Source organism: Rickettsia senegalensis (assembly GCF_056135685.1).
The window spans coordinates 1,326,474-1,351,571 of the sequence record NZ_JBVYTQ010000001.1; the positions used below are offsets into that span (position 1 = coordinate 1,326,474).

The window sequence follows — 25,098 nt, forward strand, 5'->3', positions numbered from 1 at the left end:
TTTAGATGTCGTGGTTAAATTTAGGAATAATTGAAAAGGTTTTAGAAAAGTTATAAATATTTAATATTTCTTCATTAACTCAAAAGCTTTTGCAAAATCTACTATATATTCTTCTTGCTTTTCTAAATCTTTAAGCTTGAGATTATTATTTGCCTGCTCTTCATCACCGATGAAAATAATAAATTGAGCATTTTCATTAAGAACGCGTTGTATTCTTTTAGCTATTTTACCTACGGGATCTATAATAGTAGAAATATTTTGTAAGCGTAATTTATCTACAATTTCTAAAGCATAGCAAATATTATTTTCGCCTATAGGTAATACAAATACCGGCTTTACTTCAAATATATTATATTCCCGAATTAAAGCAATTCGCTCGATACCGGCAGCAAAACCGATAGCCGACACATCATCATTATTACCCATGATTTTAGCAAGCCCGTCATAACGTCCGCCGGCAAGAATAGTGGATTGACTCCCTAGCTTTTTCGTAGTGAATTCAAAAGCAGTATGACAGTAATAATCAAGCCCTCTAACCAAACGTGGATTTATACTATATTTCACGCCTAAAATATCAAGGTATTTTAGCAGTTCATCAAAATATTCTTTGGATTCATCGGTATAATATTCAGATAAAATCGGAGCATCAGCTACTATTTTTTGATCGATTTCACTTTTAGAATCAAGGATCCGCATTGGATTTTTGATCAGCCTTATTTTGCTTTCTGCTGATAATTGATCTTTAAAGTCATTTAGATATTCTACCAGTTTTTGCTGATAAGCACTTCTTGATTCACTACATCCAAGGGAATTCAGCTCTAAGATTGTATCCTGCTCTATTTCGAGTGCTTTAAGTATGTCTACTGCTAACTTCAAAGTTTCGGCATCAGTAATAGCACCTTTAGAACCAATATATTCGTAATTTAGTTGGTGAAATTGTCTTTGACGCCCTGCTTGCGGTCTATCATAACGAAAAACAGGACCAGTAGAGAAAAGTTTAAGGGGTAGTTTATGCTGCAAACCGTTTGAAATGAAGCTTCTTATAATACCTGCCGTAAATTCAGGTCGTAATGCTACGGATTCATTGCTTTTATCTAAAAAACTGTAGATTTCTTTACTGATTACGTCAGAACTTTCGCCCATAGAGCGGTTAAAGACTTTTGTATACTCAAGTATTGGGGTACTCATTTGCTTATAACCGTACAATACTCCAACATCCCTTGCTTTGTTAATTATATAGTCGTGAACTTTATAATCATCCAGCAATAGATCTTTCATTCCTCGAAGTGGTTGCAGCTTTTCAGTCATTTGCTTAATTTTGTGGTTTTGTGTGGCTATTAGTGAGGAGTGGCAAAGCATACTGTGTCACCCTGTGGTTCGTTCTATAGTACCGGACAGTTTTTAAAAAGCTCTCGATGTCATTCCTGCGAAAGCAGGGATCCAGGCTAAAAATCTTGTTATACAAGATTTTTTTAAGAGCTCGATTGATCTCGCTTTATGATGGATTCCTGCTTCCGCAGGAATGACATAGAAGAAAAATGTCCAGTACTATGGTACAAGCCACAGGATGACATTGGAATTAGCTATACTTCTCTTTTTATAAAAAACGATCTTACAATATATAAAACAAATATTGTAATAAACCAATATATTAACGCACGACCTGCCGTTAATAGATTAAATTCACCGTCATATATTTGAATAAATAGCAAATAAGCACAAGCAATCAAAATAAACGGTACAATAATAAATACTAACGGACATTTAAAAGGTCTTTGTGCTTCAGGTAATCTTATCCTAAATAATACCACTATTATTGTGACGGTTATATAATCAATTAATGCTCCCATTGAAGTTAATTGCGTTAATAATTCCGTAGAACAAAATCCTCCAAGAATAGCGGCTAAAGAGGCAAATATTACAATCGTAATATACGGACTATCATATTTTGGGTGCAATTTTGCAAAACTTTTCGGTAGTAAACCGTCACGTGCAATAGCATAAAAAATACGAGAAGTACCGTAAATATTCATCATCAACACCGTCATCATACCACAAACCGCACCGGTTGCAACAATAGCAGAGCCAATCTTGCTATTATTGATAGTTAAAGCATAAGCAAGTGGTTGATCGTTATTTAACTGATCAAAAGGTGTAATACCGGTCACAAGCCCTGCCATTGTCACATAAACTATAGTAGTTAGAACAAGCGAGCCGATAATACCGATCATTATATCACGTTTTGGATTTTTACATTCCTCAGCTGCGGTTGCAATCGTTCCAAAACCTGTAAAAGCTAGGAATAAAATAGATGCACCTACTAAAACATTACTAAAACCGAAAGGCATAAAATTGCCCCAGTTAGTAGCATCGAAATGAGGAGCAGCAGCGAGTACAAATACAAATATTGCAGCCATTTTTATGAAAACTAAAATTGCATTTAGTCTCTTACTATCTTTAGTACCTAAATATAAAATAAATCCGATAAATACCGAGATTAAAAATGCCGGTAAATTTATTATACCGCCATTTGTCGGTACGGTAGTTAATTCTTTCGGTAAATTGATTCCGCCTGCTGCTAATATTCCTTGTACGTAACCCGACCAGCCTGCAGCTACTATTCCTGCAGCAACACCTAATTCTAAAATTATGACGCTACCAATCATCCAAGCAAATACTTCACCGAATGCAACATAGGAGTAAGTATAAATACTTCCTGAAGTCGGAAGCATTGCAGCAAGTTCAGTATAAACAAGTGCTACAAAGATACAGGTAATACCTGCAATCGCATAAGATAACATTACTGCAGGTCCTGAATATTTAGCTGCAATTATGCCGGTAACGACAAATACGCCAGTACCAATCATTGCACCAAGACCCAGTAATATTAAATCGAATGCTCCAAGCGTCTTGCTAAGACCGCTTGAGCTACCTATCTCTTTTACTGATTCAAAACTTTTCTTTCTTAAAAAACTCATTAGTTTCTCCTGTTTTAGTGAGCTTGTTTTGTATTCCTTAATGTAATAATTTTTTCGTCATTGCGAGCAGCTATAGGCTGCGTGGCAATCCCATGAAGTAATAACAAAACTCCTGAGATTGCTTCGTCAAAACTTACAGTTTTTCCTGCAATGACGGATTTATGCAAAAATAATTACCTTATATCTCTAGTAATCCATCCGCCGCCGAGTACTCTTTCGCCAGCATAAATAACGCATGCTTGCCCAGGGGCAACGGCTTTTTCTTCGGATAAAAATTTTACTTTCATTTTATCATCGTCGAGTTTGCTTATTTCAGCTAGACGAGGCGGTCTTGTCGAACGAATTTTAACTTCTACTTCTAGCTTTTCATTATCTTTAATCTCATCTGCAAGCCAGTTTATGTCTTTAATTATAAACTCCTGCACATGTAATGCAGACTCCGGTCCTACATATACTATATTGTCCTTAGGATCAATCTTTACTACATATAAAGGCTCGTTATAAGCTATACCAAGGCCACGACGTTGCCCTATAGTGTAATTAATTATACCGCTATGCTCTCCTAGCTCAAACCCGTTTACGTGAACAATTTTGCCACTTTCGCTTGCTCCCGGACGTATTTTATTTATTACACTCTTATAATTTCCATCAGGTACGAAGCAAATGTCTTGGCTGTCGGGCTTATCTGCTACCTCAAGCCCAAATTTACTAGCAAGCCTACGTGTTTCATCCTTAGTAAGCTCCCCAAGGGGAAAGCTCAAATATTCCAATTGCTCTTTAGTAGTAGTAAACAAAAAATAGCTTTGGTCTTTTGCTGGATCAAGTCCCGTATGTAACTCCGCTCCGTTATCGCCATTTACTTTTCGTACATAATGACCGGTAGCGAGCTTGTCTGCTCCAAGCTCTTTAGCCGTTTTAATTAGATCCCTGAATTTCACCGATTTATTACATTGCACACATGGAAGCGGGGTTTCACCTTGTAAATAGCTATCAACAAAATTATCTATTACCGACTCTTTAAACTTACTCTCATAATCAAGTACGTAATGGGGAATACCTAGCTTATTTGCTACCATTTTAGCATCGTAAATATCCTGACCGGCACAACAGGCATTTTTTTTTCCTACTGCCATACCGTGATCATATAGCTGCAAGGTAATACCTATAACATTATGTCCCTGTTCATGCAACATTGCGGCAACCGCCGAACTATCAACCCCGCCTGACATCGCGACAACTATAGTAGACGGCTTATCCCCTAAATTAATCATATCAACCTTAAACAAACAGCAAATTATACTAAATTTATAATTAAATTACAACGCTATCTTTTAATATATTAAAATGCTATAATACCGTCATTGCGTGCGACTGTAAGGAGCGTGGCAATCTCAGGAGTTTAGTACGAGATTGCTTCGTCAAATTACTTCGTAATTTTCCTCGCAATGACGAGAAACTTACAATAATGTAGCCTAAAGGATACAAAAATCATATGTTATTTAAAATATTATACAAAACGATTATTACATTAGCTCTAATTTATTTCGTACTGATTATCTTAGAATATGCACGTCAAGGTTTTATTAATGATTTATCATTACAAAAAGTAGATTTATTTATTCAGAATTCTATAAAAGAGCCTATTTATTTAGTTTCTTATGCCGACGGTCCGGAATATGTTTATCGTAATCAAAATGCTACTACTCACTATGCGATTAATAAAGGTATAGATTTCATATTTAACTATAAGAAAAAGCATATAAATCAAGCATTTATAGAAAAAAATCAAGAAATTTTTAATGAACCTGCAGGAGCGGGGTTATGGCTATGGAAGCCTTATATTATACTTGAAACAATGAAAAATGCACCGGAAGGAGCTATTATAGTATATTTAGATTCAGCTTTTGTTATTAAAAAACATATCAGTAATTTAACAAATCTTTTAGGCGATAATGATATATTACTGGTACATGATCGCGATCGTAAAAACGGTAGTTTTGTTAAAGGCGAAACTTTTGCTTTAATGGATTGTCTGAACGAAGAATGTAGAAATAACGATCATATTTGGAGTGCCGTTATTGTTGTGCGTAATACTGCACTTTCTCGCTCTTTTATTGAAAAATGGCTAAGAAGTTGTGAAGATATTAGAATTCTTTCAGGCAAAGATTATAATATTCATCCTAATTACGATGAATATAAATGGCATCATTCCGACCAATCGGTGCTTAGTCTTATATATCACCAAAATCCGCAATCAGTTAAAGTAATAGAGTATGAAGAAACAGCACCTTTCTTATCTTGGTTTCACCGTAAATATTCAAATAGCTCACCGTTAAAGCCATGGTATAGCATATACGGTATAGAACCTATAATTAATTTTAATACTAACGGCAAAGTTTTACCTTCCACAGCTCTTATAAACACTCCACTGATTGTTAGGCTTCGTAAATGGGTTGTTGAGCATCAATGATTAGCTTTGCCTGCATGGATACCGTGCCGTCATTGCGGGCGAATGTTAGTGAGCGTGGCAATCTCATGAAATAACAACAAACTCCTGAGATTGCTTCGTCAATACTTCGTATTTCCTCGCAATGACGATATCTCTCGTACTTTAAAAAAGCTATAAGATAAAGTAAGTACTTTAATGTCTTGCATTTCAGGGTCAAGCTCAAAATCTTTATCTATATAAAATGTAACCGGCATTAAGACTTTTTCGCCGGCTTTTAATAATTGTTCTTCAAAACAAAAACAATGAATTTTTACGAAATATTTTCCTGCTTTATTTGGAGTAACATTATATACGGAAGTACCTATTATATCGTTATTGCTTAGATTTTCCGTTTCATAGAACACTAGAGTATTCTGCCCCGGAACAATTTGCACTCTTTGTTGCCTGGGAATAAACCGCCAAGGTAAATCTTTATCAACATTAGCATCAAACTCGATAATTATAGGTTTAGTGCCTTTTACCTTAGAATATACACTCATCGTTTCTTTTGCAGTAGTACCTCCATATCCCGTAACTTTACAAAATAGATTATAGATAGGTACGGAAGCAACACTTAGTAATACCATACTAATTATTAATCCCAACAAGGAAAAGGCTAAATTTTTATTGGATTTTTTAGACATTATTTGATTTTATTTAAAAATACTCTAGAAAAAGTTTATTTTAGATCATATATATGTTAGTATACAGAAAAATAGTAAGGTTGGTATGACTAATAATATTAATGCATTAGCAATCTCTAGCGAATCAGGATTTTATAGCTACTTACAGAAAATCAATAAAATTCCGTCACTTACGCAAGAAGAAGAATTTTTATTAGCGAAATCCTATTTAGAAGAGAATGATTTACAAGCTGCACATAAATTAGTAACGAGCCATCTTAAACTTGTTGCAAAAATTGCAAGTGGCTATAGAACTTACGGTCTTCCTATTACCGAATTGGTTTCAGAAGGTAATATAGGTTTAATGCAAGCAGTAAAAAAATTCAATCCCGAACTTGGTTTCCGCCTATCAACATATGCAATGTGGTGGATTAAAGCCGCTATTCAAGAATATATATTAAAATCTTGGTCATTAGTAAAGATGGGAACAACGGCTGCACAAAAAAAATTATTTTTTAGCCTTAATAAAATTAAGCATAAAATTACCAATTTATACTCAAGGGCTATTACTGCCGACGATTTCGTACAAATAGCAAATGAGCTAGGCGTTTCGGTTAATGAAGTTTCTGAGATGAATACTAGAATTTCAGGTTCTGATTTATCGTTAAACAACCCTATAAATAGCGACGATGCAGAATCAGGAGAACTGATAGAACTATTACCGGAAACACGCCCTACTCCCGAAACTATAGCTATTAATAAGCAAGACTCTACCAGTAAAAGGAAGTTACTATCAAATGCTATGAAGATTTTAAATGATAGAGAACTTCGTATTTTTACAGAGCGTAAATTAACGGATACTCCTAAAACTCTAGATATTCTAAGCAATGAGTATAATATTTCTAAGGAACGTATTAGACAAATAGAGAATACGGCTTTTGAAAAAATAAAAAAGTTTATCTTAAACCATAGTAAAAAAGTAGCTTAGCATTCTTACTTGTCATTGCAAGCGAGTGTTGTTACATAGATACCAAAACCGTCATTCCTGCAAGACCTTGTTGCGTAGATATAAAAAAAGTAGCTGCGAACTAAGAAAAGTAGTAAATCGACAAAAAACTTAACCACAAGTGTGTATGTCAAAGCTACAAAAAGTTTGCAACTGGAAAGAATATAACAGAAGTTTAAAGAAAAGAGGAACAATAATTTTCACATTTTGTGAAGAATATTTAAAAGAGTTATATTATGGAGGGGAACAGAGGCAAGGAGGAGCGAGAAGATATAATAGCAAGATGTATGAATATTTGCTAACAATTAAGCTGTTATTAAGATTGCCATGGCGAGCAACAAGCGGATTTGCAGAAGGAATGTTTAGCAAAATATTTGCGGGTAAGTATAATGGACTGAGAAATCAAGACAAAAAATAATCAAATTCGTTTCCTATTTTTATTATATTGTTAAGCAGCTAATTGATAATAATTTTGCGTATAATTCAGATAAACATCCATAGGTTTTTTGTAACCAATACCCGAATGAAATCTTTGATAATTATACTTATACAGATAATTATCAATACCTATCCTCAGTTCTTTAATATTTTTAAAATCATTAATAAATATACAGTTATATTTTATAGTCCTAAAAAATCTCTCTATTACGATATTATCAATACTTCGACCTTTTCCATTCATTGAGATTTGAATATTATTATCTTTTAGTATCTGTATATGGTCATGACTAGTATATTGACTACCCTGATCACTATTAAATATCTTTGGAGCATTATATTTATTAAGGGCATCCTTCAAGACATCAGTAACAAGAGTTGCATCCATAGAATTGGATAATTTATAACTTAATATAGCTTTGCTATGCCAGTCTATAATAGCCGCCATATACATAAAGCCATCATGAGTTCTAATGTAAGTAATGTCACCACTCCAAACCTCATTGACATTAGGTACATGTACTGTTTTTGTTGTTCTAGATTTAGTCCAATATTGATCAAGTAAATAACTGTATACTTTATGCTCATTATCCTTTACAGAAGTAGACTTTCTCTTATGAGGATAAATGGCTTCTATTCCCATCATCCTCATATATTTTAATACTCGATCTCTGCCAATTGAAAAACCATCCTCTAATAACTGATGATAAATATAACGATAACCAAATTCGGGATTATCTGTATATATTTCATCTATTCTATTTAAGATACTTAATTTATCTACACTAAGCGGTTTAACTTTATAATATGTTGTAGAGCGACTAATATCTAGCAACTCACATTGTCTTGTCTTTGGTAGTTGATCTAGCTTGGACTGGACAAGACTCTTTCTATTTGATAAGTCCAAGCTTTTTAGCTTTCCCACAGCCCAGTCCCTCTCCACCGTAGCTTTCCCAAGAGCTTTAGCTAGTTCATCATTTTGTTCTTTGAGATCACTAATTTGTTCTTGATATTCACTCAAAACTTTAGCTGGCTCAAAAGCTAGAGCTGCATTAGCAACAAACTGCTTTTTCCAATTCTGAATTGTCTTGGAGCTTATCTCATATTTTGATGCTAATTGACTTAAGGTAGCATCCTCTTTTATTAATTCTAATACTACCTTAGTCTTTTCTTCACTACTGAAAATCCTAACCTTATTTTTCTTCATCTTTCCTCCTAAGTTTTACCTATTTATTGTAACTTATTTCGGAAACTTGAGTACTATTTTTTCTGTCCAGTTTTCTCAGTCCATTATATAAGGATTTAAGAATACCGGATTATGCCCATGCATCAAGAATCGCTAGTAAGCTAAAGTTACGAGTAAAAAATATGTAGAAGTCAAGATTTAATCTTACAGACATTATAAAAATTATATCTGAATGTCTGATAAGTTATGGCTGTCAGATGAGTATTCAAGATATAAGATTTCGTTATTCTTTTCAACAGCTAACTTTTTACTATCCATAAAAGTCTGCATAGGTGTTTTTCCATAGCAATATTTACCGGAATGCGGTCTTTCATTATTATAATATTCTAGCCAAATATCAAGATCTAGTTGTAGATCATCAAGATCAGTATAGATCTTTTTACGCATAGCAGTATCAAAGAATTCTTGTTTCATAGTTTTATTAAAACGTTCACACATACCATTTGTTTGAGGAGAATATGCTTTAGTAGTAGTATGCTCAATACCCTCAATGCTTAAGAACAATTCAAAAGCATGATGTTCTATATTACCTTTATACTCACCACCTCTATCAGTTAAAATACGAAGTACTGGTATTTGCTGACTCTCATACCATGGTAACACTCTATCATTAAGCATGTCAGCAGCGGTAAGTGCTGTTTTATCAGTATATAGTTTAGCCTCTGCAACCCGAGTGTAACTATCAATAAACACTTGAGAATATACCTTGCCTATGCCTTTAAAATTACCTACATAATATGTGTCTTGGCATCCTAGATAACCTGGATGCTGTGTATCAATCTCACCATGAGCTTCTTTCTCGCTACGCCGTTTCTCTAATACTTGTAACTGAGCTTCGGTAAGAACAATACCATCCTGAGCCATTTTGGCTTCTAATGCTTTAAGTCTTTTATTGATATTATTTAAATCATTACGTAGCCAAATAGGTCTAACTCCTCCAGGTGATACAAGAATACCAGTCTTTTTAAGCTCATTTGATACTCGCAGCTGACCATAAGCGGGGTATTCTATTGCCATATCTAATACTGCTCTCTCTACGGCAGGATCAACTCTATTCGCTATAATTGGCTTCTTCCGACTAATCTCATATAATGCTTCTTCTCCTCCTGTTTCATATAACTCTTTAAACCTATAATAACTGTCTCTACTGTAACCCATAGCTTTACATGCTGACGATATACTACCAAGACTCCTAGCTAATTCTAGTAATCCTATTTTTGGCTTTATTATTTTTTGATTTAGATTCATCTCTAATCCTCCATTTAATATTATCTTAATTTTACTAAATGTAAGATTAAATCTCAACTATTACACATAACTCCCCCATCCATCTGTATAGTAAAAAGTCACCTTGAAATTCTCTAGTTTTTTCAGTAATGATTCTAATGTGCTATCACATCTTGTACCAAACGTATAAGCAACTACTTTTAACGAAATCTTATCCAAGGCATACCAAAGCCATCGTTGTCTGGATTTATTCTGTACATAAGACCATTGTTCATCTATCTCAGGAGCAATAATTACTTCTGTTGTACTGATAGAATGATTTATTGTTTTTTAATACTAGATTTTTTTAAAACACGGATAACTGTATTGATACCCACTTTTAATACTCTTACTGTATCTCTAACTCCAGAGCCGTTGATTGACATTTCTACTATTTGCTCCTTAACTCCAGGCTTAGATGCATTATTAATATACTCCAATTAAAAATATCGATTACACCGCTTGCATTGATATCTCTGTTGTTTTGAAATTGAATATCCTGACTTTATTACTTCTTCTGTGTTGTTACAATATCTACACTTAACATCTATTTTTGCCATAACTCCTTAACTATAATTCTCTCTTATTACTGTTTGAGGATTATAGACTATTTACTCTAAACTGCAATACGGAGGCACGACCAATTATTTTTATACACTAAGCGCTATATTGACTTTTTTTAATCTCCACGCAACAACGCCTTGCGAGGGGATGACGATTAGATATCCATGCGGGAATGACACCGAGGGCATTTTTTGAGCCGTGCAACAACGCCTTTAGTCACTCGCAATGACAATAATGACAAAAAAATCAATTCAGCACGCCTGACCATTCAGGATCAGAAGCATCCGCCGGTGTTATAATTTCTCTTTCATTATGACCCGTTAGGTCAATTACAAAAATTTTATTTTTCCCCGAAGCTTTAGCTCTCGACGGCCAACCTTTAGCAAACATAATAACTCGTCCGTTAGGCGACCAACAAGGGCTTTCGACTAAATATCCGCTTGTTATTATTCTTTCACTGTTCTCATCATCTTGGGGGCATGCTTTCATAATTCCGATATTAAAGGTTTTTCCTTCAGCTCCTCTAGTAATTTTAGTGAATGCTATATAGTCTCCTCTAGGCGACCAACTAGGAGCAGTGTAAGAACCTCCACCGAAACTAATACGCTGAACGTCACTTCCGTCCGAATTCATGATATATAATTGAGGCACACCGTTTCTATCAGAATTATACACAATTTTTTTACCGTCCGGTGAATAGCTAGGGGAGGTATTAATACCGAATCCGTCAGTTAATTTATGAAGCCGTTTAGTAGCAAGGTCAATTTCATAAATATGCGTCGAGCCGTTTTTAGCTATCGACATTACAGCTTTTCTACCATCTGGTGAAAATCTAGGAGCAAAAGATATACCGGAAAAGTCACCTACTATGCTTTCTTTACCTGTTTTTAAATCCTTTTCATAAACAAGGGCTCTTCTTTTAGTTGCGTATGAAACATAAAAAATCTTATCCGCTGAACGAGCAAATCTTGGGGTTAATACTAGGGACTTTCCATTGGTAAGGTATTTATGATTAGCGCCGTCATAATCCATCAAAGCAATTCTTTTTATTTTCGGTAAAGAAGCGCTTTCTGATACATACACTATTTTAGTATCAAAATAACCGGCATCACCGGTAATTTTTTCATAAATTTTATCGGCAATTTTATGTGCTGCTCTTCGCCATAAATTTTCCGGTACTTCAAGAATTTCGCCGGCAAGCTGTTTTTCAAGCAACGTATCCCATAATATAAAGCTAATTTTAAGCTTACCGCTTTCTAGTTTTTTAACTTCACCGTTTACTAAAAGGCTAGCATTAATTTGACGCCACGCAGAAAAAAGCGGTTTATATTCTATTCCTGTCTTCTCTTCTATAAAAGATGCAGAGGAAATAGAACGGAATAACCCCGAAAGTTTTAAATCATTAGAGATAACTCTAACCACATCACCACCTAATACATCATCGGCAGAATTATCGGCATCAAATTTATTGACCGCTATAGGCGTCGGATCAGCTCGCCCATGCTCAATATTTATTGTTTCAAGCGCATAGCTGGTAAAGCTAAACAATAGTGATAGTATAAAATATATAATATTTCTCACTCAAAATACTCCTTTTTATCAAATTCCGTTATGGTTGTTGTAACTCTATGTCATTCCTACGAAATGAAGAGTTGGGATACGAAGATCAACTTGGAAAAGAGCAAGGAGTTCACAAGTCGAGGAGCGGAGCGTATACTTAATACGTGAGCACCGCAGAACTTGTAGAACGACGTAGCCAATTTTTCAAGTTCATCGAGTATCCATTACCCAAAAATCTTCATTAGTTCTTCCCACTCTCTTTTAGTCATACCACTAGTTTCATGGGTGACTTTTTCACCTTTTATCATTCTTTTGATTACGTCTAAACCTTTACGTGAAATATTTGCTCCCTGCAAACGATATTCCTCAAAAGCTTCGTAAGTAAAAGGAACCCAAGCTTTGACTATCTCAAGCATTTTTTCAGCATAAACTCTAATTTCATATTGTGCGTGAGGGTCGGCACGTAACCTTAAAAAATGAAGTAAATTATGTAAATTAATTTTCCAATACCATTCCGTATAATAATTTAAAGTTAAATTCATACGGGCAAGCTCTCTTGCTATTCCTGTGGTATTCTCATCTATAATATTACCATCTTCATCGGCATTCATTAGCTCTTTATAATGCCCGTAACACTGTTTAGCATCTTCTTCTAAAATTGCAAGAACCTTTTCAGCCACTTCTTTCGGTAAGCTATCCCCTTCCCTACATTGTTTATTTACGGCAGATTGGGAAGCAATATTTGCCGGTTCTGGTAAATAAAATTCGTTGCCTAAAATAGAGTATCTTGCCGAATATTCGTTAACACTAGCTGTTCTATGCCTAATCCATTGTCTTGCAATAAATATCGGTAATTTAATATGGAACTTGATATCGCACATCTCAAAAGGAGTAGTATGATAATGACGAAGCAAGTAGTTTATCAGCCCTTTATCTTGATTTAGCTGCTTCGTACCCTTACCGTAAGATACGCGTGCTGCTTGTACTATAGCACTATCATCTCCCATATAATCGATAACTCTAATAAAACCGTGATCCAACACTTTTATAGGCTCGTATAAGATTTCTTCAAGTGCCGGAACTGTTGCTCTTTTTGTGGTGTTATTCATTCTATCCTCATAAATAGGTATTTTATTTTTATTAGGATGTCATTCCCGCGGAAGTGCGTTGTCTGCGTGGATACCACCTCGTCATTGCGAGCATCCATAGGCTGCGTGGCAATCTCATGAAATAATATTCCTGAGATTGCTTCGTCAAAACTTACAGTTTTTCCTCGCAATGACGATTAAGTATCCATGCAGGCAACATCGAACAAGCCGCGGGATGACATCTCATGGCAAATAATTATATAAATTTTTACCGTTTCTTTTTAGCCATAATTTTGCCGGTTGGTATTCAGGATATATATCCTCAACTAGCTCCCAAAAATTTTCGCTATGATTCATTTCTTTTAAATGTGCCATTTCATGAGCTACTAAATATTTCAGTACTTCAAAGGGAGCAAAAACTACTCGCCAATTAAAAGCAAGATTCCCTTTGCTACAACAGCTTCCCCAGCGAGTAACATTTTCCATTATTCTAATATTGGAATAAGTCAAATTATGTTTTTTAGATATATTCTCTACTATTATTTTTATTTCTGCTAATAATGTCTTTTTAAGGAATACTTCTATACTAAGTTTTTAGTATCGTACTACAATATACTTCTAACGTAGAATCATTTAGTTTTATCTGATTTTTAGACGAATCAAGATGTATTATTTCATAAGATTTTCCCAAAATAGAAATCTTATCTTCATCCTTTGGTATCACAGTTACATTACGGCGTAATTTTTGCCTAACCCAATATTCTTTACTTAACAGAAAATTATGACCTTTCTCTAGCTTTGTCTTAAGAGGTAATACAAGCTCTGCACCTTTAGGCGTAATTCGTATGGCTATATTTTTAGCTTTACCACTCCTCCTTACTATAACATTTTGAGGTTCACCGTATTTAGTAAGAGTAATAGAATCTTCCATTTAAAATTCTATATATTTACTCGGATCAACTGCTATTTTGTTTTTACGCATCGCAAAATATAACTTATGTTCTACATGTCCGATAATACTATTTTTAGTAATTTTATCACCTTTTTTAAGTAACAAATCGTCTAAACTCGCATATGCTACTTCTAAATCGTCTTTATCTAATTTAACTATTACTAAATTACCGAATTGTTTATTAAAACCTGAATATATTACCGTTCCTGCCTCTATCGATTTAACTTCGCTATATTCTTTAGCGGCAATATCTATCCCTTTACTTTTACCGGCTTTAAACTCGGTAATAATTACCCCGTTTAACGGTTTTACAAAGTTTGACTGCTCTATCTCTTCTTCATCTTCATTCCGAGATATAGGAATCTCAATATCATCATTATCATCTTCTATAATTTTTGCCTTTGGTTCTTCAAGTCTACCGCTAACTTTTTCTGATACGGAATCGTCTTCCATAGTTCTTTGAACTATCAACCCCTCATCGTGTTCTAATTCGGTAGAATTATTATTTGCAGTAACATCTCCTACTTTATACTCAATTGGAGCAGGCGGCTGTTCAACACAAGCAACTAAACAAAAACATATAACGATACTAAGTGCAACAGGATATTTCATATATTTAACAAAACTATTATTTACATTAGAAAACAAATCTTACATAGTATATAATTTTTATCATTATTTTCCATCAAAAAATTAACTATGAAAACTTATAATATTGTCATAGCTAGTGATCACTCAGGTTATGAGCTTAAGTCTGAAATTATCAATTATTTAGAGCAGAAATCTTTAAAGGTTTATGACTGCGGAACAAATAATACACAAACCGTTGATTATCCTGATTATGCTAAGAAAGTAGTAGATATTATTATTGAAAAATCAGCTCCTATCGGTATTTTAATTAGTGATACAGGAATTGGTATGTCTATAGCCGCTAATCGTAGCTCGAAAATAAGAGCAGCTTTGTGCCATAATATATTAACCGCTGAAAACGCTAAAGCTCATAATGACGCTAATATCTTAATACTCGGAGCAAAAACCATAGATCACAAAATAGTGTTTGATATTATAGATAAGTTTTTAACCACTAAATTTGAAGGCGGTAGACATAACGTTAGATTATTAAAAATAAAATAAGAATATATTGACTTTACTCACATTATCTAACATTATTTCACATAGTACTCATGTAAAAATAGTGAAATGAATCTACAAGATTTTCGTATACATAAAAGACTAAATCTTAATCCTTCAGTAATTGAAGAAATTTATACAAAAATTTCTGAAATTGAAGGAGTAAAAAATAGTTGGTATATTACGGGACAAATCTTACCTCAAACACTAGATCGTCTTACACGTTCAGTAATTATCACTTCAACCGGCTCCTCCAATCGTATTGAAGGTAATAAACTTACTGATGAGCAAGTCGAAAGTTTATATAAAAATCTAAGTGTTAAAAAATTTAAGACTCGTGATGAGCAAGAAATAGTTGGATATTTAAAGTGTCTTGAATTTATCTTTAATAATTATGAAGAAATTAGTATTACGGAATCATTTATATTAAAGTTACATAATGATATGTTGGTTCATAGTGAAAAAGACGCAAGACATAAAGGAAATTATAAATTTGGATCAAATCGTGTAGAAGCAGTAGAAGCAAAAGATCATAATGGTAATGTAGTCGGTACAATATTTGATCCAACTCCACCTTATCTAGTAAAAAAGAAATGCAGGAGTTAATAGATTGGTACAATTGGACGGTTGATAGTAAAACTAAGCACCCTTTAATCATTATTGCTAATTTTATTTTTGAGTATTTAGCAATTCACCCATTTCAGGACGGAAATGGTAGAACAAGCAGATTACTAACTAATTTATTGCTTTTAAAACATGGTTATTTGTTTGTTCAGATTATTTCTCATGAACACATTATTGAAGCAAATAAAATTGATTATTATATGGCACTTAATAAAACTCAAGCTACATGAAAGACAAAATCAGAAGATATTACCACTTGGTTGATTTTTTTCTAAATGTGGTTAAGTCACAAAGTACTAGGGCATTACAAATAATTAAAAATGACAATATAGAGTATTTATTATCTGCAAAACAACTAATGATGTGGAATTGGATTAATACAAAGGAAATTAACGAGTTTAGTCGTAAAGATGCTGTAAATGCACTTGGTTTTCCTGAGAGAACAGTTGAGTCTATAATAAAAAAATTATCTAATTTAAAACGTTTAGAGCGTCTTGGACAAGGAAAAGCTACACGTTATAAGCTTATTAAGTAAAATATGAATCTTCAAGGGTTTAAACAAAAATATAATTATGACGTTGCAACAAAAATGATGCAGCAATATCTAGACATTAAATTTGCTCATTTAGATTGTCTACTACTATTTAGAATGAGTGATTTTTACGAGATGTTCTATGAGGATGCAATATGAGCCAGCAATGTACTTGGTATTGCCTTAACCGAAAGAGATAAAAACGGTGAAGAAGAAATTGCAATGTGAGGTGCGCCTTATCATGCTCTTGAGAATTATTTAACTATGCTAATCGAAGAAAATTATAAAGTTGCTATTTGAGATCAGCTTGAAACTCCTGAAGAAGCAAAAATAGAGGAGGCTATAAAGCGGTAGTTACAAGAGACGTTACACGTATTATAACCCCAGGCACTATAATTGAAGAGAATTTGATTGCTTCAGCTGAGCCTAATTATTTAGCAAGTCTTGTAATACCGAAAAATAAAGTGTAATAGTTGAGATTTAATCTTACATTTAGTAAAATTAAGATAATATTAAATGGAGGATTAGAGATGAATCTAAATCAAAAAATAATAAAGCCAAAAATAGGATTACTAGAATTAGCTAGGAGTCTTGGTAGTATATCGTCAGCATATAAAGCTATGGGTTACAGTAGAGACAGTTATTATAGGTTTAAAGAGTTATATGAAACAGGAGGAGAAGAAGCATTATATGAGATTAGTCGGAAGAAGCCAATTATAGCGAATAGAGTTGATCCTGCCGTAGAGAGAGCAGTATTAGATATGGCAATAGAATACCCCGCTTATGGTCAGCTGCGAGTATCAAATGAGCTTAAAAAGACTGGTATTCTTGTATCACCTGGAGGAGTTAGATCTATTTGGCTACGTAATGATTTAAATAATATCAATAAAAGACTTAAAGCATTAGAAGCCAAAATGGCTCAGGATGGTATTGTTCTTACCGAAGCTCAGTTACAAGTATTAGAGAAACGGCGTAGCGAGAAAGAAGCTCATGGTGAGATTGATACACAGCATCCAGGTTATCTAGGATGCCAAGACACATATTATGTAGGTAATTTTAAAGGCATAGGCAAGGTATATTCTCAAGTGTTTATTGATAGTTACACTCGGGTTGCAGAGGCTAAACTATATACTGATAAAACAGCACTTACCGCTGCTGACATGCTTAATGATAGAGTGTTACCATGGTATGAGAGTCAGCAAATACCAGTACTTCGTATTTTAACTGATAGAGGTGGTGAGTATAAAGGTAATATAGAACATCATGCTTTTGAATTGTTCTTAAGCATTGAGGGTATTGAGCATACTACTACTAAAGCATATTCTCCTCAAACAAATGGTATGTGTGAACGTTTTAATAAAACTATGAAACAAGAATTCTTTGATACTGCTATGCGTAAAAAGATCTATACTGATCTTGATGATCTACAACTAGATCTTGATATTTGGCTAGAATATTATAATAATGAAAGACCGCATTCCGGTAAATATTGCTATGGAAAAACACCTATGCAGACTTTTATGGATAGTAAAAAGTTAGCTGTTGAAAAGAATAACGAAATCTTATATCTTGAATACTCATCTGACAGTCATAACTTATCAGACATTCAGATATAATTTTTATAATGTCTGTGAGATTAAATCTTGACTTCTACAAACATAAACGATTCAACCCTTGACCTTTGATGATAGCCGCTATTAATTTTCCATGCTTTTAAACCTTCATCAAAATTTTTATATTCTCTAATTCCTTTTATTACTTTATCTCTGTAAGCTAAATGTTCTTTCTCTACCTTGCTTGGTCATGCCTCCATATTGCAGTTATGCCTATTAAAAAGCTATACGTTCAATAAGAGTACCAATAACCTTATCATGAATATCCAATGACTTGGAAAAGCAGATTGTCTTACGTGCAAGCCTCTTGCATCTCGTTCTAAGGTTCAAGTTACTTCGTTCTATCCGTTGAGTGTATTTTTTACTGATAATATGCTTTTTAGGGTCTAATAACCTAGCATAACTCCCCCATCCATCTGTATAGTAAAAAGTCACCTTGAAATTCTCTAGTTTTTTCAGTAATGATTCTAATGTGCTATCACATCTTGTACCAAACGTATAAGCAACTACTTTTAACGAAATCTTATCCAAAGCATACCAAAGCCATCGTTGTCTGGATTTATTCTGTACATAAGACCATTGTTCATCTATCTCAGGAGCAATAATTACTTCTGTTGTACTGATAGAATGATTTATTGTTTTTTAATACTAGATTTTTTTAAAACACGGATAACTGTATTGATACCCACTTTTAATACTCTTACTGTATCTCTAACTCCAGAGCCGTTGATTGACATTTCTACTATTTGCTCCTTAACTCCAGGCTTAGATGCATTATTAATATACTCCAATTAAAAATATCGATTACACCGCTTGCATTGATATCTCTGTTGTTTTGAAATTGAATATCCTGACTTTATTACTTCTTCTGTGTTGTTACAATATCTACACTTAACATCTATTTTTGCCATAACTCCTTAACTATAATTCTCTCTTATTACTGTTTGAGGATTATAGACTATTTACTCTAAACTGCAATACGGAGGCACGACCGGCTGGTAAAAGTACTTATCTGCGTCAAAACGCCATTATTGCAATCATCGCTCAAATAGGTTCGTTTGTGCCGGCAAAAAGTGCCAAAATAGGAGTAGTCGATAAAATATTTAGCCGAATAGGCGCTGCTGGTGACTTAATTAAGGGGCAATCAACCTTTATGGCTGAGATGCTTGAAACCTCGGCAATTCTTGCTCAATCTACAAAAAACTCACTAATCATCCTTGATGAGGTAGGTAGAGGTGCATCCACTTACGACGGCGTATCTATAGCGTGGTCGGTGCTTGAATATATCCATGATAAGCTAAAATGTCGTTGTTTATTCGCAACGCACTATCATGAACTTACTGTTATGAGTAATTTTCTGCCGGCTTTACAAAATTATACTACTGCTATTGAGGAATCGGGTAAAGATATTTTATTTTTACATAATATTATCTCAGGTGCAGCAGATAGGTCTTATGGTATTCATGTTGCAGCTTTAGCAGGACTCCCTGCCAGCGTTATAAATAGAGCCGAGCAGATTCTGCTTAAATTTGAGAAAACTGCTACCGGTAAAGGAAAAATATCTTATCGACGGAATCAAATAATTTGAGTTTGTTTAATCTTGAGCCTAATAAAACTACTATAAGCAACAAATTAGATGAACAATTTAGAACTATCGACCCTTGATAAACTATTCTCTAAAGAAGCACTTGAATTGCTTTATGAGTTAAAGAAGTTGGTTTGATGTGGGTTGGCATTGTTGCATGGATCGATTTTTTCGTCATTGCGAGAAGAATTACGTAGTAATTCGACGAAGCAATCTCAGGAGTATTATTTCATGAGATTGCCACGCAGTCTACGATTGCTCGCAATGACGGGGTGGTATCCACGCAGGCAATACCTGCTCGCAATGACGACTTAGTATCCACGAAACACAACCTCCCTTTCCAACCAATATTTACTACAGGCGAAAAAATTGGGGTTAGCGAAATTTTCTTTACCGTAAGTAATTTCTTGTCCATGTGTATCTAAAATATTACCGCCGCCGGCTTTAATTAAAGCGTGGCCTGCCGCTAGGTCCCATTCCATAGTTTGACCGAATTTTGGATATATATCAGCTGCTCCTTCAGCAATTAAGCATAGTTTAATTGAACTGCCTATTGCATTTATCTGACCGAATGAATATTTACTTAAAAATTCTTTAGTAGCTTTATTTGAATTATAAAAACCTATTACCGCATTAAGCTCTTCATGTTTAGGTTCATGATTAACAAATATTTCTTTAGAATTCTGTTCGATTTTTAACCGCCCCTGTACATCGGTATAATATAGCTTTGCTGTTTCAGGGTGATATATCAAGCCGATAGTTGGAAGACCGTTTTCAATAAGCCCTATGTTTACCGTATATGTATTTTTACCGTTTACATAGCTCCGTGTCCCGTCAATAGGATCGATTAACCAAAAAGTATCATTGCTTAATATAGGTAGCGGCCGCTCTTCACATACTATAGCTATTTTGGGGGTTAAGACTTGTAGAGCCTGATAAATTACTTTACTAATTTCCTTATCTGCATTAGTGACTACTGACCCATCTAATTTAATATCAGTCAATATTCCTGCCTTTTTTATATCTAGTGCAACCTTACCGGTATTAATAATTAAATCTTTTAAAGTATTAATTAAATTGTCATTCATAATTATTTATTTAACATTTTGCTAGCTACATCATCTTCTAACCACTGACCGGTATTTAAAAACGTAGATTGCTGCAACTCAGCGATTTGATGATCAGGTGATCCCGGTAACATTTGCCACCCCAAATATTCAATTCCATAATATCCTATATCAACCATGCTTAAATAAGAGTCCATATTTTCTAAATCTTTTTTATTATTCGCAAAAATTACTATTTTTGTAGGTTGTTTCGGTATAATTTTTAAGAACTCTATAAGAGTTTTTACTCTATTTATATTACCGGTAAATATTATACCTAAATAAAAAATAGGGGCTCCAGCATCGCTTGGATTAAATCTAAATACATCTTGATCATTAACTTTATTAGTAAAATTAATATTGAGTCCGTAAAGTAATGTATATAACCATCCTTCATAATTTTCAATTAAATTACATGGAGCAGTTATTTCTTGAAGACCTAAAACTGTTGCACCTTGCTGTTTCATCTTATTAATTAAATCTACCCATTTAGATTCAACAAGCATCATTTGACGCTGCACTATCAATTTTGCAATAGTTTTATTAACTGATGCGTTATCCGCTGCAAGACTATATAAATATTTAGTAAAATTTATATAAGAATTATCCCGGTATCGAAATAATTTGGATTTCGGTGTTATAATAGTATTATCTATATTTATAAGTACCAGCGTATCTGCATCTATCTTCGGTAATAAATTTTTCATTGTTACCGAATCTACAGAGTAAGTAGGAATAATTTGACCATAACTTACACACGAAATAACTAAGCAAAATAAGCTCAATAAAATTTTATTGATTTTTATCATAAGGATTTTTATCTTTTATCTTTTTAGTTTTTAGAGGCGGATTATTTCTTTTTATCTTATTTATTTGAGGTATTAAATCATTAATGATTTTAGTATAATATGCAGCATCTTTATTTTCCGGGGTATTTTTATTATTATAATGATAACCAATAAATAATATATTAGAACTATAACTATTAAGTTGAAACTCCATTGATTTTAATAATTCTATGTTACTGCTAATTATTATAAAAGCTTTAGGCATAAATCCCACTTGAATAAGGAAATTGAGCATCATTTCCGCTTCCGATATATTATTACTCGTCAATATACCTTTATAAAATACCGGATAAGTATTAGCAAAACTGTCTAAATTATTAAAAATAATATAATTATTGTTTGGAAAACTATTTGAAAAATCAATATTGAAATTTTTCTTTAAATAATCAGCAAACCATATTTCAAATTTAGGAATATTATTAAAATTACCGGTAAATCCATCATTTACGGCTATTATAGGGATTTTACTATTACTCATTTCATTTATAAAATTTGGAAAATCAGATTCTTGTAATTCTTTCTTATAACTATCATTAGTTAAAATCAATTGATCTATATAAATAGCTTTTGAATTTTTATTAATATTACGCAAAAGAGGAGTTAGTGTAAGATAAATATCTTTGTCAATTTGTTCACCTATAGGCACTAAAGACTTAAACAAAAATTCATCTAAAACCGTTACTACTAATAAATCCTGAGGTACATAATTTTTATTATAATTTTCTTTAAAATCTTGTTTTATTTTATTTAAACTATCCACTTCTATAATTTCTGCTTTAACTAAGGAACCAGCAAGTAATAGTAAGATGAATAAAGATCTTTTAAACATTTGTGATTTCCATTTTTTTAATTCTGTCATTGCGAGCGAACGTTAGTGAGCGTGGCAATCTCGGGACTTTGGCACAAGATTGCTTCGTCAATTGCTATGGAATTTCCTCGCAATGACAAGAAGTTATACTATTAGTGTTACCACATCATAGTGCTAATATCAATCCATATTAAAATATAATATGGTAAATATGTTTGGAAGTTTTTTTAGCTCGCTTGGCAGCGGCATAGGAAATACATTGGGAGGCGGCATATTTTCAAGCGTGGGAAGATTTGCCGGTAAAATGCTTGGTGAGTATTTAGATCAATTAAATCACGAACCGATAGAATATGACAATATTAAAAATTTCAAAGAAAGTTTTAAATATATAACAGCTAATTACGGCGAAGCTATACCGTTAATTTGCGGTACTGCAAGAGTTAACGGAAAATTAATTTGGGCAGACACAATAAAAGAAATAGCAAATAGTACCCGTCATAAAGAATATTTCCCTTATTTTCATAACTTAAAATCCGTTACTAATTTTACTGAATATAGCTATTTCTTTTCTTTTGCAGTTAGTATTTGCGAGGAAGAAATTACCGAGATTAACAGAGTATGGACAGGTGATAAGGTAATAAATTTAGATTAATATAATTTTAGATTATATAAAGGCTCAGAAACACAATTACCCGATCCTTTAATTGAAAACTATCTCAGCAGCGGCAAAACTCCTGCTTTTGGATCGCTGTAGAAGTCAAGATTTAATCTTACAGACATTATAAAAATTATATCTGAATGTCTGATAAGTTATGACTGTCAGATGAGTATTCAAGATATAAGATTTCGTTATTCTTTTCAACAGCTAACTTTTTACTATCCATAAAAGTCTGCATAGGTGTTTTTCCATAGCAATATTTACCGGAATGCGGTCTTTCATTATTATAATATTCTAGCCAAATATCAAGATCTAGTTGTAGATCATCAAGATCAGTATAGATCTTTTTACGCATAGCAGTATCAAAGAATTCTTGTTTCATAGTTTTATTAAAACGTTCACACATACCATTTGTTTGAGGAGAATATGCTTTAGTAGTAGTATGCTCAATACCCTCAATGCTTAAGAACAATTCAAAAGCATGATATAATGGACTGAGAAATCAAGACAAAAAATAATCAAATTCGTTTCCTATTTTTATTATATTGTTAAGCAGCTAATTGATAATAATTTTGCGTATAATTCAGATAAACATCCATAGGTTTTTTGTAACCAATACCCGAATGAAATCTTTGATAATTATACTTATACAGATAATTATCAATACCTATCCTCAGTTCTTTAATATTTTTAAAATCATTAATAAATATACAGTTATATTTTATAGTCCTAAAAAATCTCTCTATTACGATATTATCAATACTTCGACCTTTTCCATTCATTGAGATTTGAATATTATTATCTTTTAGTATCTGTATATGGTCATGACTAGTATATTGACTACCCTGATCACTATTAAATATCTTTGGAGCATTATATTTATTAAGGGCATCCTTCAAGACATCAGTAACAAGAGTTGCATCCATAGAATTGGATAATTTATAACTTAATATAGCTTTGCTATGCCAGTCTATAATAGCCGCCATATACATAAAGCCATCATGAGTTCTAATGTAAGTAATGTCACCACTCCAAACCTCATTGACATTAGGTACATGTACTGTTTTTGTTGTTCTAGATTTAGTCCAATATTGATCAAGTAAATAACTGTATACTTTATGCTCATTATCCTTTACAGAAGTAGACTTTCTCTTATGAGGATAAATGGCTTCTATTCCCATCATCCTCATATATTTTAATACTCGATCTCTGCCAATTGAAAAACCATCCTCTAATAACTGATGATAAATATAACGATAACCAAATTCGGGATTATCTGTATATATTTCATCTATTCTATTTAAGATACTTAATTTATCTACACTAAGCGGTTTAACTTTATAATATGTTGTAGAGCGACTAATATCTAGCAACTCACATTGTCTTGTCTTTGGTAGTTGATCTAGCTTGGACTGGACAAGACTCTTTCTATTTGATAAGTCCAAGCTTTTTAGCTTTCCCACAGCCCAGTCCCTCTCCACCGTAGCTTTCCCAAGAGCTTTAGCTAGTTCATCATTTTGTTCTTTGAGATCACTAATTTGTTCTTGATATTCACTCAAAACTTTAGCTGGCTCAAAAGCTAGAGCTGCATTAGCAACAAACTGCTTTTTCCAATTCTGAATTGTCTTGGAGCTTATCTCATATTTTGATGCTAATTGACTTAAGGTAGCATCCTCTTTTATTAATTCTAATACTACCTTAGTCTTTTCTTCACTACTGAAAATCCTAACCTTATTTTTCTTCATCTTTCCTCCTAAGTTTTACCTATTTATTGTAACTTATTTCGGAAACTTGAGTACTATTTTTTCTGTCCTGTTTTCTCAGTCCATTATATTATTATTTTTTGATTTAGATTCATCTCTAATCCTCCATTTAATATTATCTTAATTTTACTAAATGTAAGATTAAATCTCAACTATTACAAATAAACAACCTCTATCTGCTGCCTATGCTTGGAAGAATGTAGGTTACTAGTGGGAAAACC

General features: G+C 33.2%; 24 protein-coding genes and 6 pseudogenes. 11 read left to right on the forward strand and 19 right to left on the reverse strand.

All coding sequences use genetic code 11. The features are described from left to right. Nucleotides 1–60: 60 nt before the first annotated feature. From hisS to mnmA, 3 genes are all read right to left on the reverse strand, one after another. Nucleotides 61–1,308, reverse strand: coding sequence for a histidine--tRNA ligase (gene hisS, locus AC0ODJ_RS07335; protein ID WP_218460712.1), 1,248 nt, complete (start codon nucleotides 1,306–1,308; stop codon nucleotides 61–63). Nucleotides 1,309–1,583: 275 nt separating this feature from the next. Continuing rightward, entirely contained in the window at nucleotides 1,584–2,978 is a 1,395-nt protein-coding gene (locus tag AC0ODJ_RS07340) for an amino acid permease (protein ID WP_218460711.1), read from the reverse strand. 173 nt (nucleotides 2,979–3,151) lie between these two features. Further along, the gene (gene mnmA / locus AC0ODJ_RS07345) at nucleotides 3,152–4,249 is read right to left on the reverse strand and encodes a tRNA 2-thiouridine(34) synthase MnmA (RefSeq protein WP_218460709.1); all 1,098 of its coding nucleotides are present in this window, start codon (nucleotides 4,247–4,249) and stop codon (nucleotides 3,152–3,154) included. A gap of 221 nt (nucleotides 4,250–4,470) precedes the next feature. On the opposite strand from mnmA, the gene AC0ODJ_RS07350 reads away from it, so the two are divergent. Next, nucleotides 4,471–5,448: a hypothetical protein gene (locus AC0ODJ_RS07350; protein WP_218460708.1), complete on the forward strand. Its 978-nt coding sequence runs from the start codon at nucleotides 4,471–4,473 to the stop codon at nucleotides 5,446–5,448. 98 nt (nucleotides 5,449–5,546) lie between these two features. Here the strand turns inward: AC0ODJ_RS07350 and AC0ODJ_RS07355 are convergent, their stop codons facing one another. Next, nucleotides 5,547–6,110, reverse strand: coding sequence for a cytochrome c oxidase assembly protein (locus AC0ODJ_RS07355; protein WP_218460707.1), 564 nt, complete (start codon nucleotides 6,108–6,110; stop codon nucleotides 5,547–5,549). 85 nt (nucleotides 6,111–6,195) lie between these two features. On the opposite strand from AC0ODJ_RS07355, the gene rpoH reads away from it, so the two are divergent. Both rpoH and AC0ODJ_RS07365 read left to right on the forward strand, forming a co-directional pair. Then, nucleotides 6,196–7,077: an RNA polymerase sigma factor RpoH gene (gene rpoH / locus AC0ODJ_RS07360; protein WP_218460706.1), complete on the forward strand. Its 882-nt coding sequence runs from the start codon at nucleotides 6,196–6,198 to the stop codon at nucleotides 7,075–7,077. Between the two features lie 145 nt (nucleotides 7,078–7,222). Next, nucleotides 7,223–7,513 (forward strand): hypothetical protein, encoded by a 291-nt coding sequence (locus tag AC0ODJ_RS07365; protein WP_474465555.1) that lies wholly within the window; start codon nucleotides 7,223–7,225, stop codon nucleotides 7,511–7,513. Between the two features lie 30 nt (nucleotides 7,514–7,543). Here the strand turns inward: AC0ODJ_RS07365 and AC0ODJ_RS07370 are convergent, their stop codons facing one another. The 9 genes and pseudogenes from AC0ODJ_RS07370 to AC0ODJ_RS07410 all read right to left on the reverse strand — a co-directional run bounded on the left by AC0ODJ_RS07370 (nucleotide 7,544) and on the right by AC0ODJ_RS07410 (nucleotide 14,857). After that, complete coding sequence (locus AC0ODJ_RS07370; RefSeq protein ID WP_474464651.1) at nucleotides 7,544–8,740, reverse strand: IS3 family transposase; 1,197 nt, start codon at nucleotides 8,738–8,740, stop codon at nucleotides 7,544–7,546. 201 nt (nucleotides 8,741–8,941) lie between these two features. Beyond that, entirely contained in the window at nucleotides 8,942–10,027 is a 1,086-nt protein-coding gene (locus AC0ODJ_RS07375; protein WP_474465632.1) for an IS481 family transposase, read from the reverse strand. A 60-nt stretch (nucleotides 10,028–10,087) separates the two neighbouring features. Next, complete coding sequence (locus AC0ODJ_RS07380; protein ID WP_474465841.1) at nucleotides 10,088–10,330, reverse strand: IS1 family transposase; 243 nt, start codon at nucleotides 10,328–10,330, stop codon at nucleotides 10,088–10,090. After that, nucleotides 10,327–10,485 (reverse strand): IS1-like element transposase, encoded by a 159-nt coding sequence (locus AC0ODJ_RS07385; protein WP_474464717.1) that lies wholly within the window; start codon nucleotides 10,483–10,485, stop codon nucleotides 10,327–10,329. Before AC0ODJ_RS07385 ends, AC0ODJ_RS07380 begins: the two co-directional genes overlap by 4 nt. Further along, entirely contained in the window at nucleotides 10,486–10,605 is a 120-nt protein-coding gene (locus tag AC0ODJ_RS07390) for an IS1 family transposase (RefSeq protein ID WP_121834047.1), read from the reverse strand. A 250-nt stretch (nucleotides 10,606–10,855) separates the two neighbouring features. Then, nucleotides 10,856–12,190: a Tol-Pal system beta propeller repeat protein TolB gene (tolB, locus tag AC0ODJ_RS07395; protein WP_218460346.1), complete on the reverse strand. Its 1,335-nt coding sequence runs from the start codon at nucleotides 12,188–12,190 to the stop codon at nucleotides 10,856–10,858. A 203-nt stretch (nucleotides 12,191–12,393) separates the two neighbouring features. Beyond that, the gene (gene thyX / locus AC0ODJ_RS07400) at nucleotides 12,394–13,278 is read right to left on the reverse strand and encodes an FAD-dependent thymidylate synthase (RefSeq protein WP_218460345.1); all 885 of its coding nucleotides are present in this window, start codon (nucleotides 13,276–13,278) and stop codon (nucleotides 12,394–12,396) included. Between the two features lie 222 nt (nucleotides 13,279–13,500). Beyond that, a pseudogene (locus AC0ODJ_RS07405) lies at nucleotides 13,501–14,188 on the reverse strand (M48 family metallopeptidase). Continuing rightward, nucleotides 14,189–14,857, reverse strand: a complete 669-nt coding sequence (locus AC0ODJ_RS07410; protein WP_474465559.1) for a murein hydrolase activator EnvC family protein — start codon at nucleotides 14,855–14,857, stop codon at nucleotides 14,189–14,191. A 51-nt stretch (nucleotides 14,858–14,908) separates the two neighbouring features. Between AC0ODJ_RS07410 and rpiB the strand changes: the two genes are divergently transcribed. From rpiB to AC0ODJ_RS07440, 6 genes and pseudogenes are all read left to right on the forward strand, one after another. Further along, the gene (gene rpiB / locus AC0ODJ_RS07415; RefSeq protein WP_474465561.1) at nucleotides 14,909–15,343 is read left to right on the forward strand and encodes a ribose 5-phosphate isomerase B; all 435 of its coding nucleotides are present in this window, start codon (nucleotides 14,909–14,911) and stop codon (nucleotides 15,341–15,343) included. Nucleotides 15,344–15,409: 66 nt separating this feature from the next. Further along, entirely contained in the window at nucleotides 15,410–15,946 is a 537-nt protein-coding gene (locus tag AC0ODJ_RS07420) for a Fic family protein (protein ID WP_256621219.1), read from the forward strand. Then, on the forward strand, nucleotides 15,934–16,194 hold the full coding sequence (locus AC0ODJ_RS07425; protein WP_256621218.1) for a Fic family protein: 261 nt from the start codon (nucleotides 15,934–15,936) through the stop codon (nucleotides 16,192–16,194). Before AC0ODJ_RS07420 ends, AC0ODJ_RS07425 begins: the two co-directional genes overlap by 13 nt. Next, entirely contained in the window at nucleotides 16,191–16,499 is a 309-nt protein-coding gene (locus tag AC0ODJ_RS07430; protein ID WP_256621217.1) for a hypothetical protein, read from the forward strand. The genes AC0ODJ_RS07425 and AC0ODJ_RS07430 overlap by 4 nt, the downstream gene beginning before the upstream one ends. A gap of 3 nt (nucleotides 16,500–16,502) precedes the next feature. Next, nucleotides 16,503–16,960: pseudogene (locus tag AC0ODJ_RS07435) on the forward strand (MutS N-terminal domain-containing protein); the annotation flags it as partial. 66 nt (nucleotides 16,961–17,026) lie between these two features. Beyond that, a complete protein-coding gene (locus tag AC0ODJ_RS07440; RefSeq protein ID WP_121834048.1) occupies nucleotides 17,027–18,112 on the forward strand; it encodes an IS481 family transposase in 1,086 nt (361 codons plus the stop codon). Between the two features lie 213 nt (nucleotides 18,113–18,325). Here AC0ODJ_RS07440 and AC0ODJ_RS07445 read toward each other — a convergent pair. Further along, nucleotides 18,326–19,020: pseudogene (locus tag AC0ODJ_RS07445) on the reverse strand (IS1 family transposase). 83 nt (nucleotides 19,021–19,103) lie between these two features. Between AC0ODJ_RS07445 and AC0ODJ_RS07450 the strand changes: the two are divergent. Then, nucleotides 19,104–19,832, forward strand: a pseudogene (locus AC0ODJ_RS07450) (MutS-related protein); the annotation flags it as partial. 173 nt (nucleotides 19,833–20,005) lie between these two features. Here the strand turns inward: AC0ODJ_RS07450 and AC0ODJ_RS07455 are convergent. The 3 genes from AC0ODJ_RS07455 to AC0ODJ_RS07465 are packed head-to-tail and all read right to left on the reverse strand — an operon-like array spanning nucleotide 20,006 to nucleotide 22,477. After that, a complete protein-coding gene (locus tag AC0ODJ_RS07455; RefSeq protein WP_218460165.1) occupies nucleotides 20,006–20,782 on the reverse strand; it encodes a 3'(2'),5'-bisphosphate nucleotidase CysQ family protein in 777 nt (258 codons plus the stop codon). Nucleotides 20,783–20,784: 2 nt separating this feature from the next. Next, nucleotides 20,785–21,609, reverse strand: a complete 825-nt coding sequence (locus AC0ODJ_RS07460) for a DUF2608 domain-containing protein (RefSeq protein WP_218460166.1) — start codon at nucleotides 21,607–21,609, stop codon at nucleotides 20,785–20,787. Continuing rightward, complete coding sequence (locus AC0ODJ_RS07465) at nucleotides 21,593–22,477, reverse strand: DUF2608 domain-containing protein (protein WP_218460167.1); 885 nt, start codon at nucleotides 22,475–22,477, stop codon at nucleotides 21,593–21,595. The genes AC0ODJ_RS07460 and AC0ODJ_RS07465 overlap by 17 nt, the downstream gene beginning before the upstream one ends. Nucleotides 22,478–22,667: 190 nt before the next feature. On the opposite strand from AC0ODJ_RS07465, the pseudogene AC0ODJ_RS07470 reads away from it, so the two are divergent. Further along, nucleotides 22,668–22,913, forward strand: a pseudogene (locus AC0ODJ_RS07470) (host specificity protein); the annotation flags it as partial. Between the two features lie 331 nt (nucleotides 22,914–23,244). Here AC0ODJ_RS07470 and AC0ODJ_RS07475 read toward each other — a convergent pair. Together AC0ODJ_RS07475 and AC0ODJ_RS07480 are read right to left on the reverse strand one after the other, a co-directional pair. Further along, a pseudogene (locus AC0ODJ_RS07475) lies at nucleotides 23,245–23,601 on the reverse strand (integrase core domain-containing protein); the annotation flags it as partial. A 61-nt stretch (nucleotides 23,602–23,662) separates the two neighbouring features. After that, the gene (locus AC0ODJ_RS07480) at nucleotides 23,663–24,859 is read right to left on the reverse strand and encodes an IS3 family transposase (protein WP_474464651.1); all 1,197 of its coding nucleotides are present in this window, start codon (nucleotides 24,857–24,859) and stop codon (nucleotides 23,663–23,665) included. Nucleotides 24,860–25,098: the final 239 nt, after the last annotated feature.

Bases quoted from the DNA above. Each gene is read 5' to 3' on its own strand.
- AC0ODJ_RS07440 (WP_121834048.1), top strand. From the start codon at position 17,027: ATGAATCTAAATCAAAAAATAATAAAGCCAAAAATAGGATTACTAGAA.
- AC0ODJ_RS07355 (WP_218460707.1), bottom strand. From the start codon at position 6,110: ATGTCTAAAAAATCCAATAAAAATTTAGCCTTTTCCTTGTTGGGATTA.
- AC0ODJ_RS07370 (WP_474464651.1), bottom strand. From the start codon at position 8,740: ATGAAGAAAAATAAGGTTAGGATTTTCAGTAGTGAAGAAAAGACTAAG.
- AC0ODJ_RS07340 (WP_218460711.1), bottom strand. From the start codon at position 2,978: ATGAGTTTTTTAAGAAAGAAAAGTTTTGAATCAGTAAAAGAGATAGGT.
- AC0ODJ_RS07460 (WP_218460166.1), bottom strand. From the start codon at position 21,609: ATGATAAAAATCAATAAAATTTTATTGAGCTTATTTTGCTTAGTTATT.
- AC0ODJ_RS07465 (WP_218460167.1), bottom strand. From the start codon at position 22,477: ATGTTTAAAAGATCTTTATTCATCTTACTATTACTTGCTGGTTCCTTA.
- mnmA (WP_218460709.1), bottom strand. From the start codon at position 4,249: ATGATTAATTTAGGGGATAAGCCGTCTACTATAGTTGTCGCGATGTCA.
- hisS (WP_218460712.1), bottom strand. From the start codon at position 1,308: ATGACTGAAAAGCTGCAACCACTTCGAGGAATGAAAGATCTATTGCTG.
- rpiB (WP_474465561.1), top strand. From the start codon at position 14,909: ATGAAAACTTATAATATTGTCATAGCTAGTGATCACTCAGGTTATGAG.
- AC0ODJ_RS07375 (WP_474465632.1), bottom strand. From the start codon at position 10,027: ATGAATCTAAATCAAAAAATAATAAAGCCAAAAATAGGATTACTAGAA.
- AC0ODJ_RS07420 (WP_256621219.1), top strand. From the start codon at position 15,410: ATGAATCTACAAGATTTTCGTATACATAAAAGACTAAATCTTAATCCT.
- thyX (WP_218460345.1), bottom strand. From the start codon at position 13,278: ATGAATAACACCACAAAAAGAGCAACAGTTCCGGCACTTGAAGAAATC.
- AC0ODJ_RS07455 (WP_218460165.1), bottom strand. From the start codon at position 20,782: ATGAATGACAATTTAATTAATACTTTAAAAGATTTAATTATTAATACC.
- AC0ODJ_RS07430 (WP_256621217.1), top strand. From the start codon at position 16,191: ATGAAAGACAAAATCAGAAGATATTACCACTTGGTTGATTTTTTTCTA.
- AC0ODJ_RS07480 (WP_474464651.1), bottom strand. From the start codon at position 24,859: ATGAAGAAAAATAAGGTTAGGATTTTCAGTAGTGAAGAAAAGACTAAG.
- AC0ODJ_RS07365 (WP_474465555.1), top strand. From the start codon at position 7,223: ATGTCAAAGCTACAAAAAGTTTGCAACTGGAAAGAATATAACAGAAGT.
- AC0ODJ_RS07350 (WP_218460708.1), top strand. From the start codon at position 4,471: ATGTTATTTAAAATATTATACAAAACGATTATTACATTAGCTCTAATT.
- AC0ODJ_RS07425 (WP_256621218.1), top strand. From the start codon at position 15,934: ATGCAGGAGTTAATAGATTGGTACAATTGGACGGTTGATAGTAAAACT.
- AC0ODJ_RS07390 (WP_121834047.1), bottom strand. From the start codon at position 10,605: ATGGCAAAAATAGATGTTAAGTGTAGATATTGTAACAACACAGAAGAA.
- rpoH (WP_218460706.1), top strand. From the start codon at position 6,196: ATGACTAATAATATTAATGCATTAGCAATCTCTAGCGAATCAGGATTT.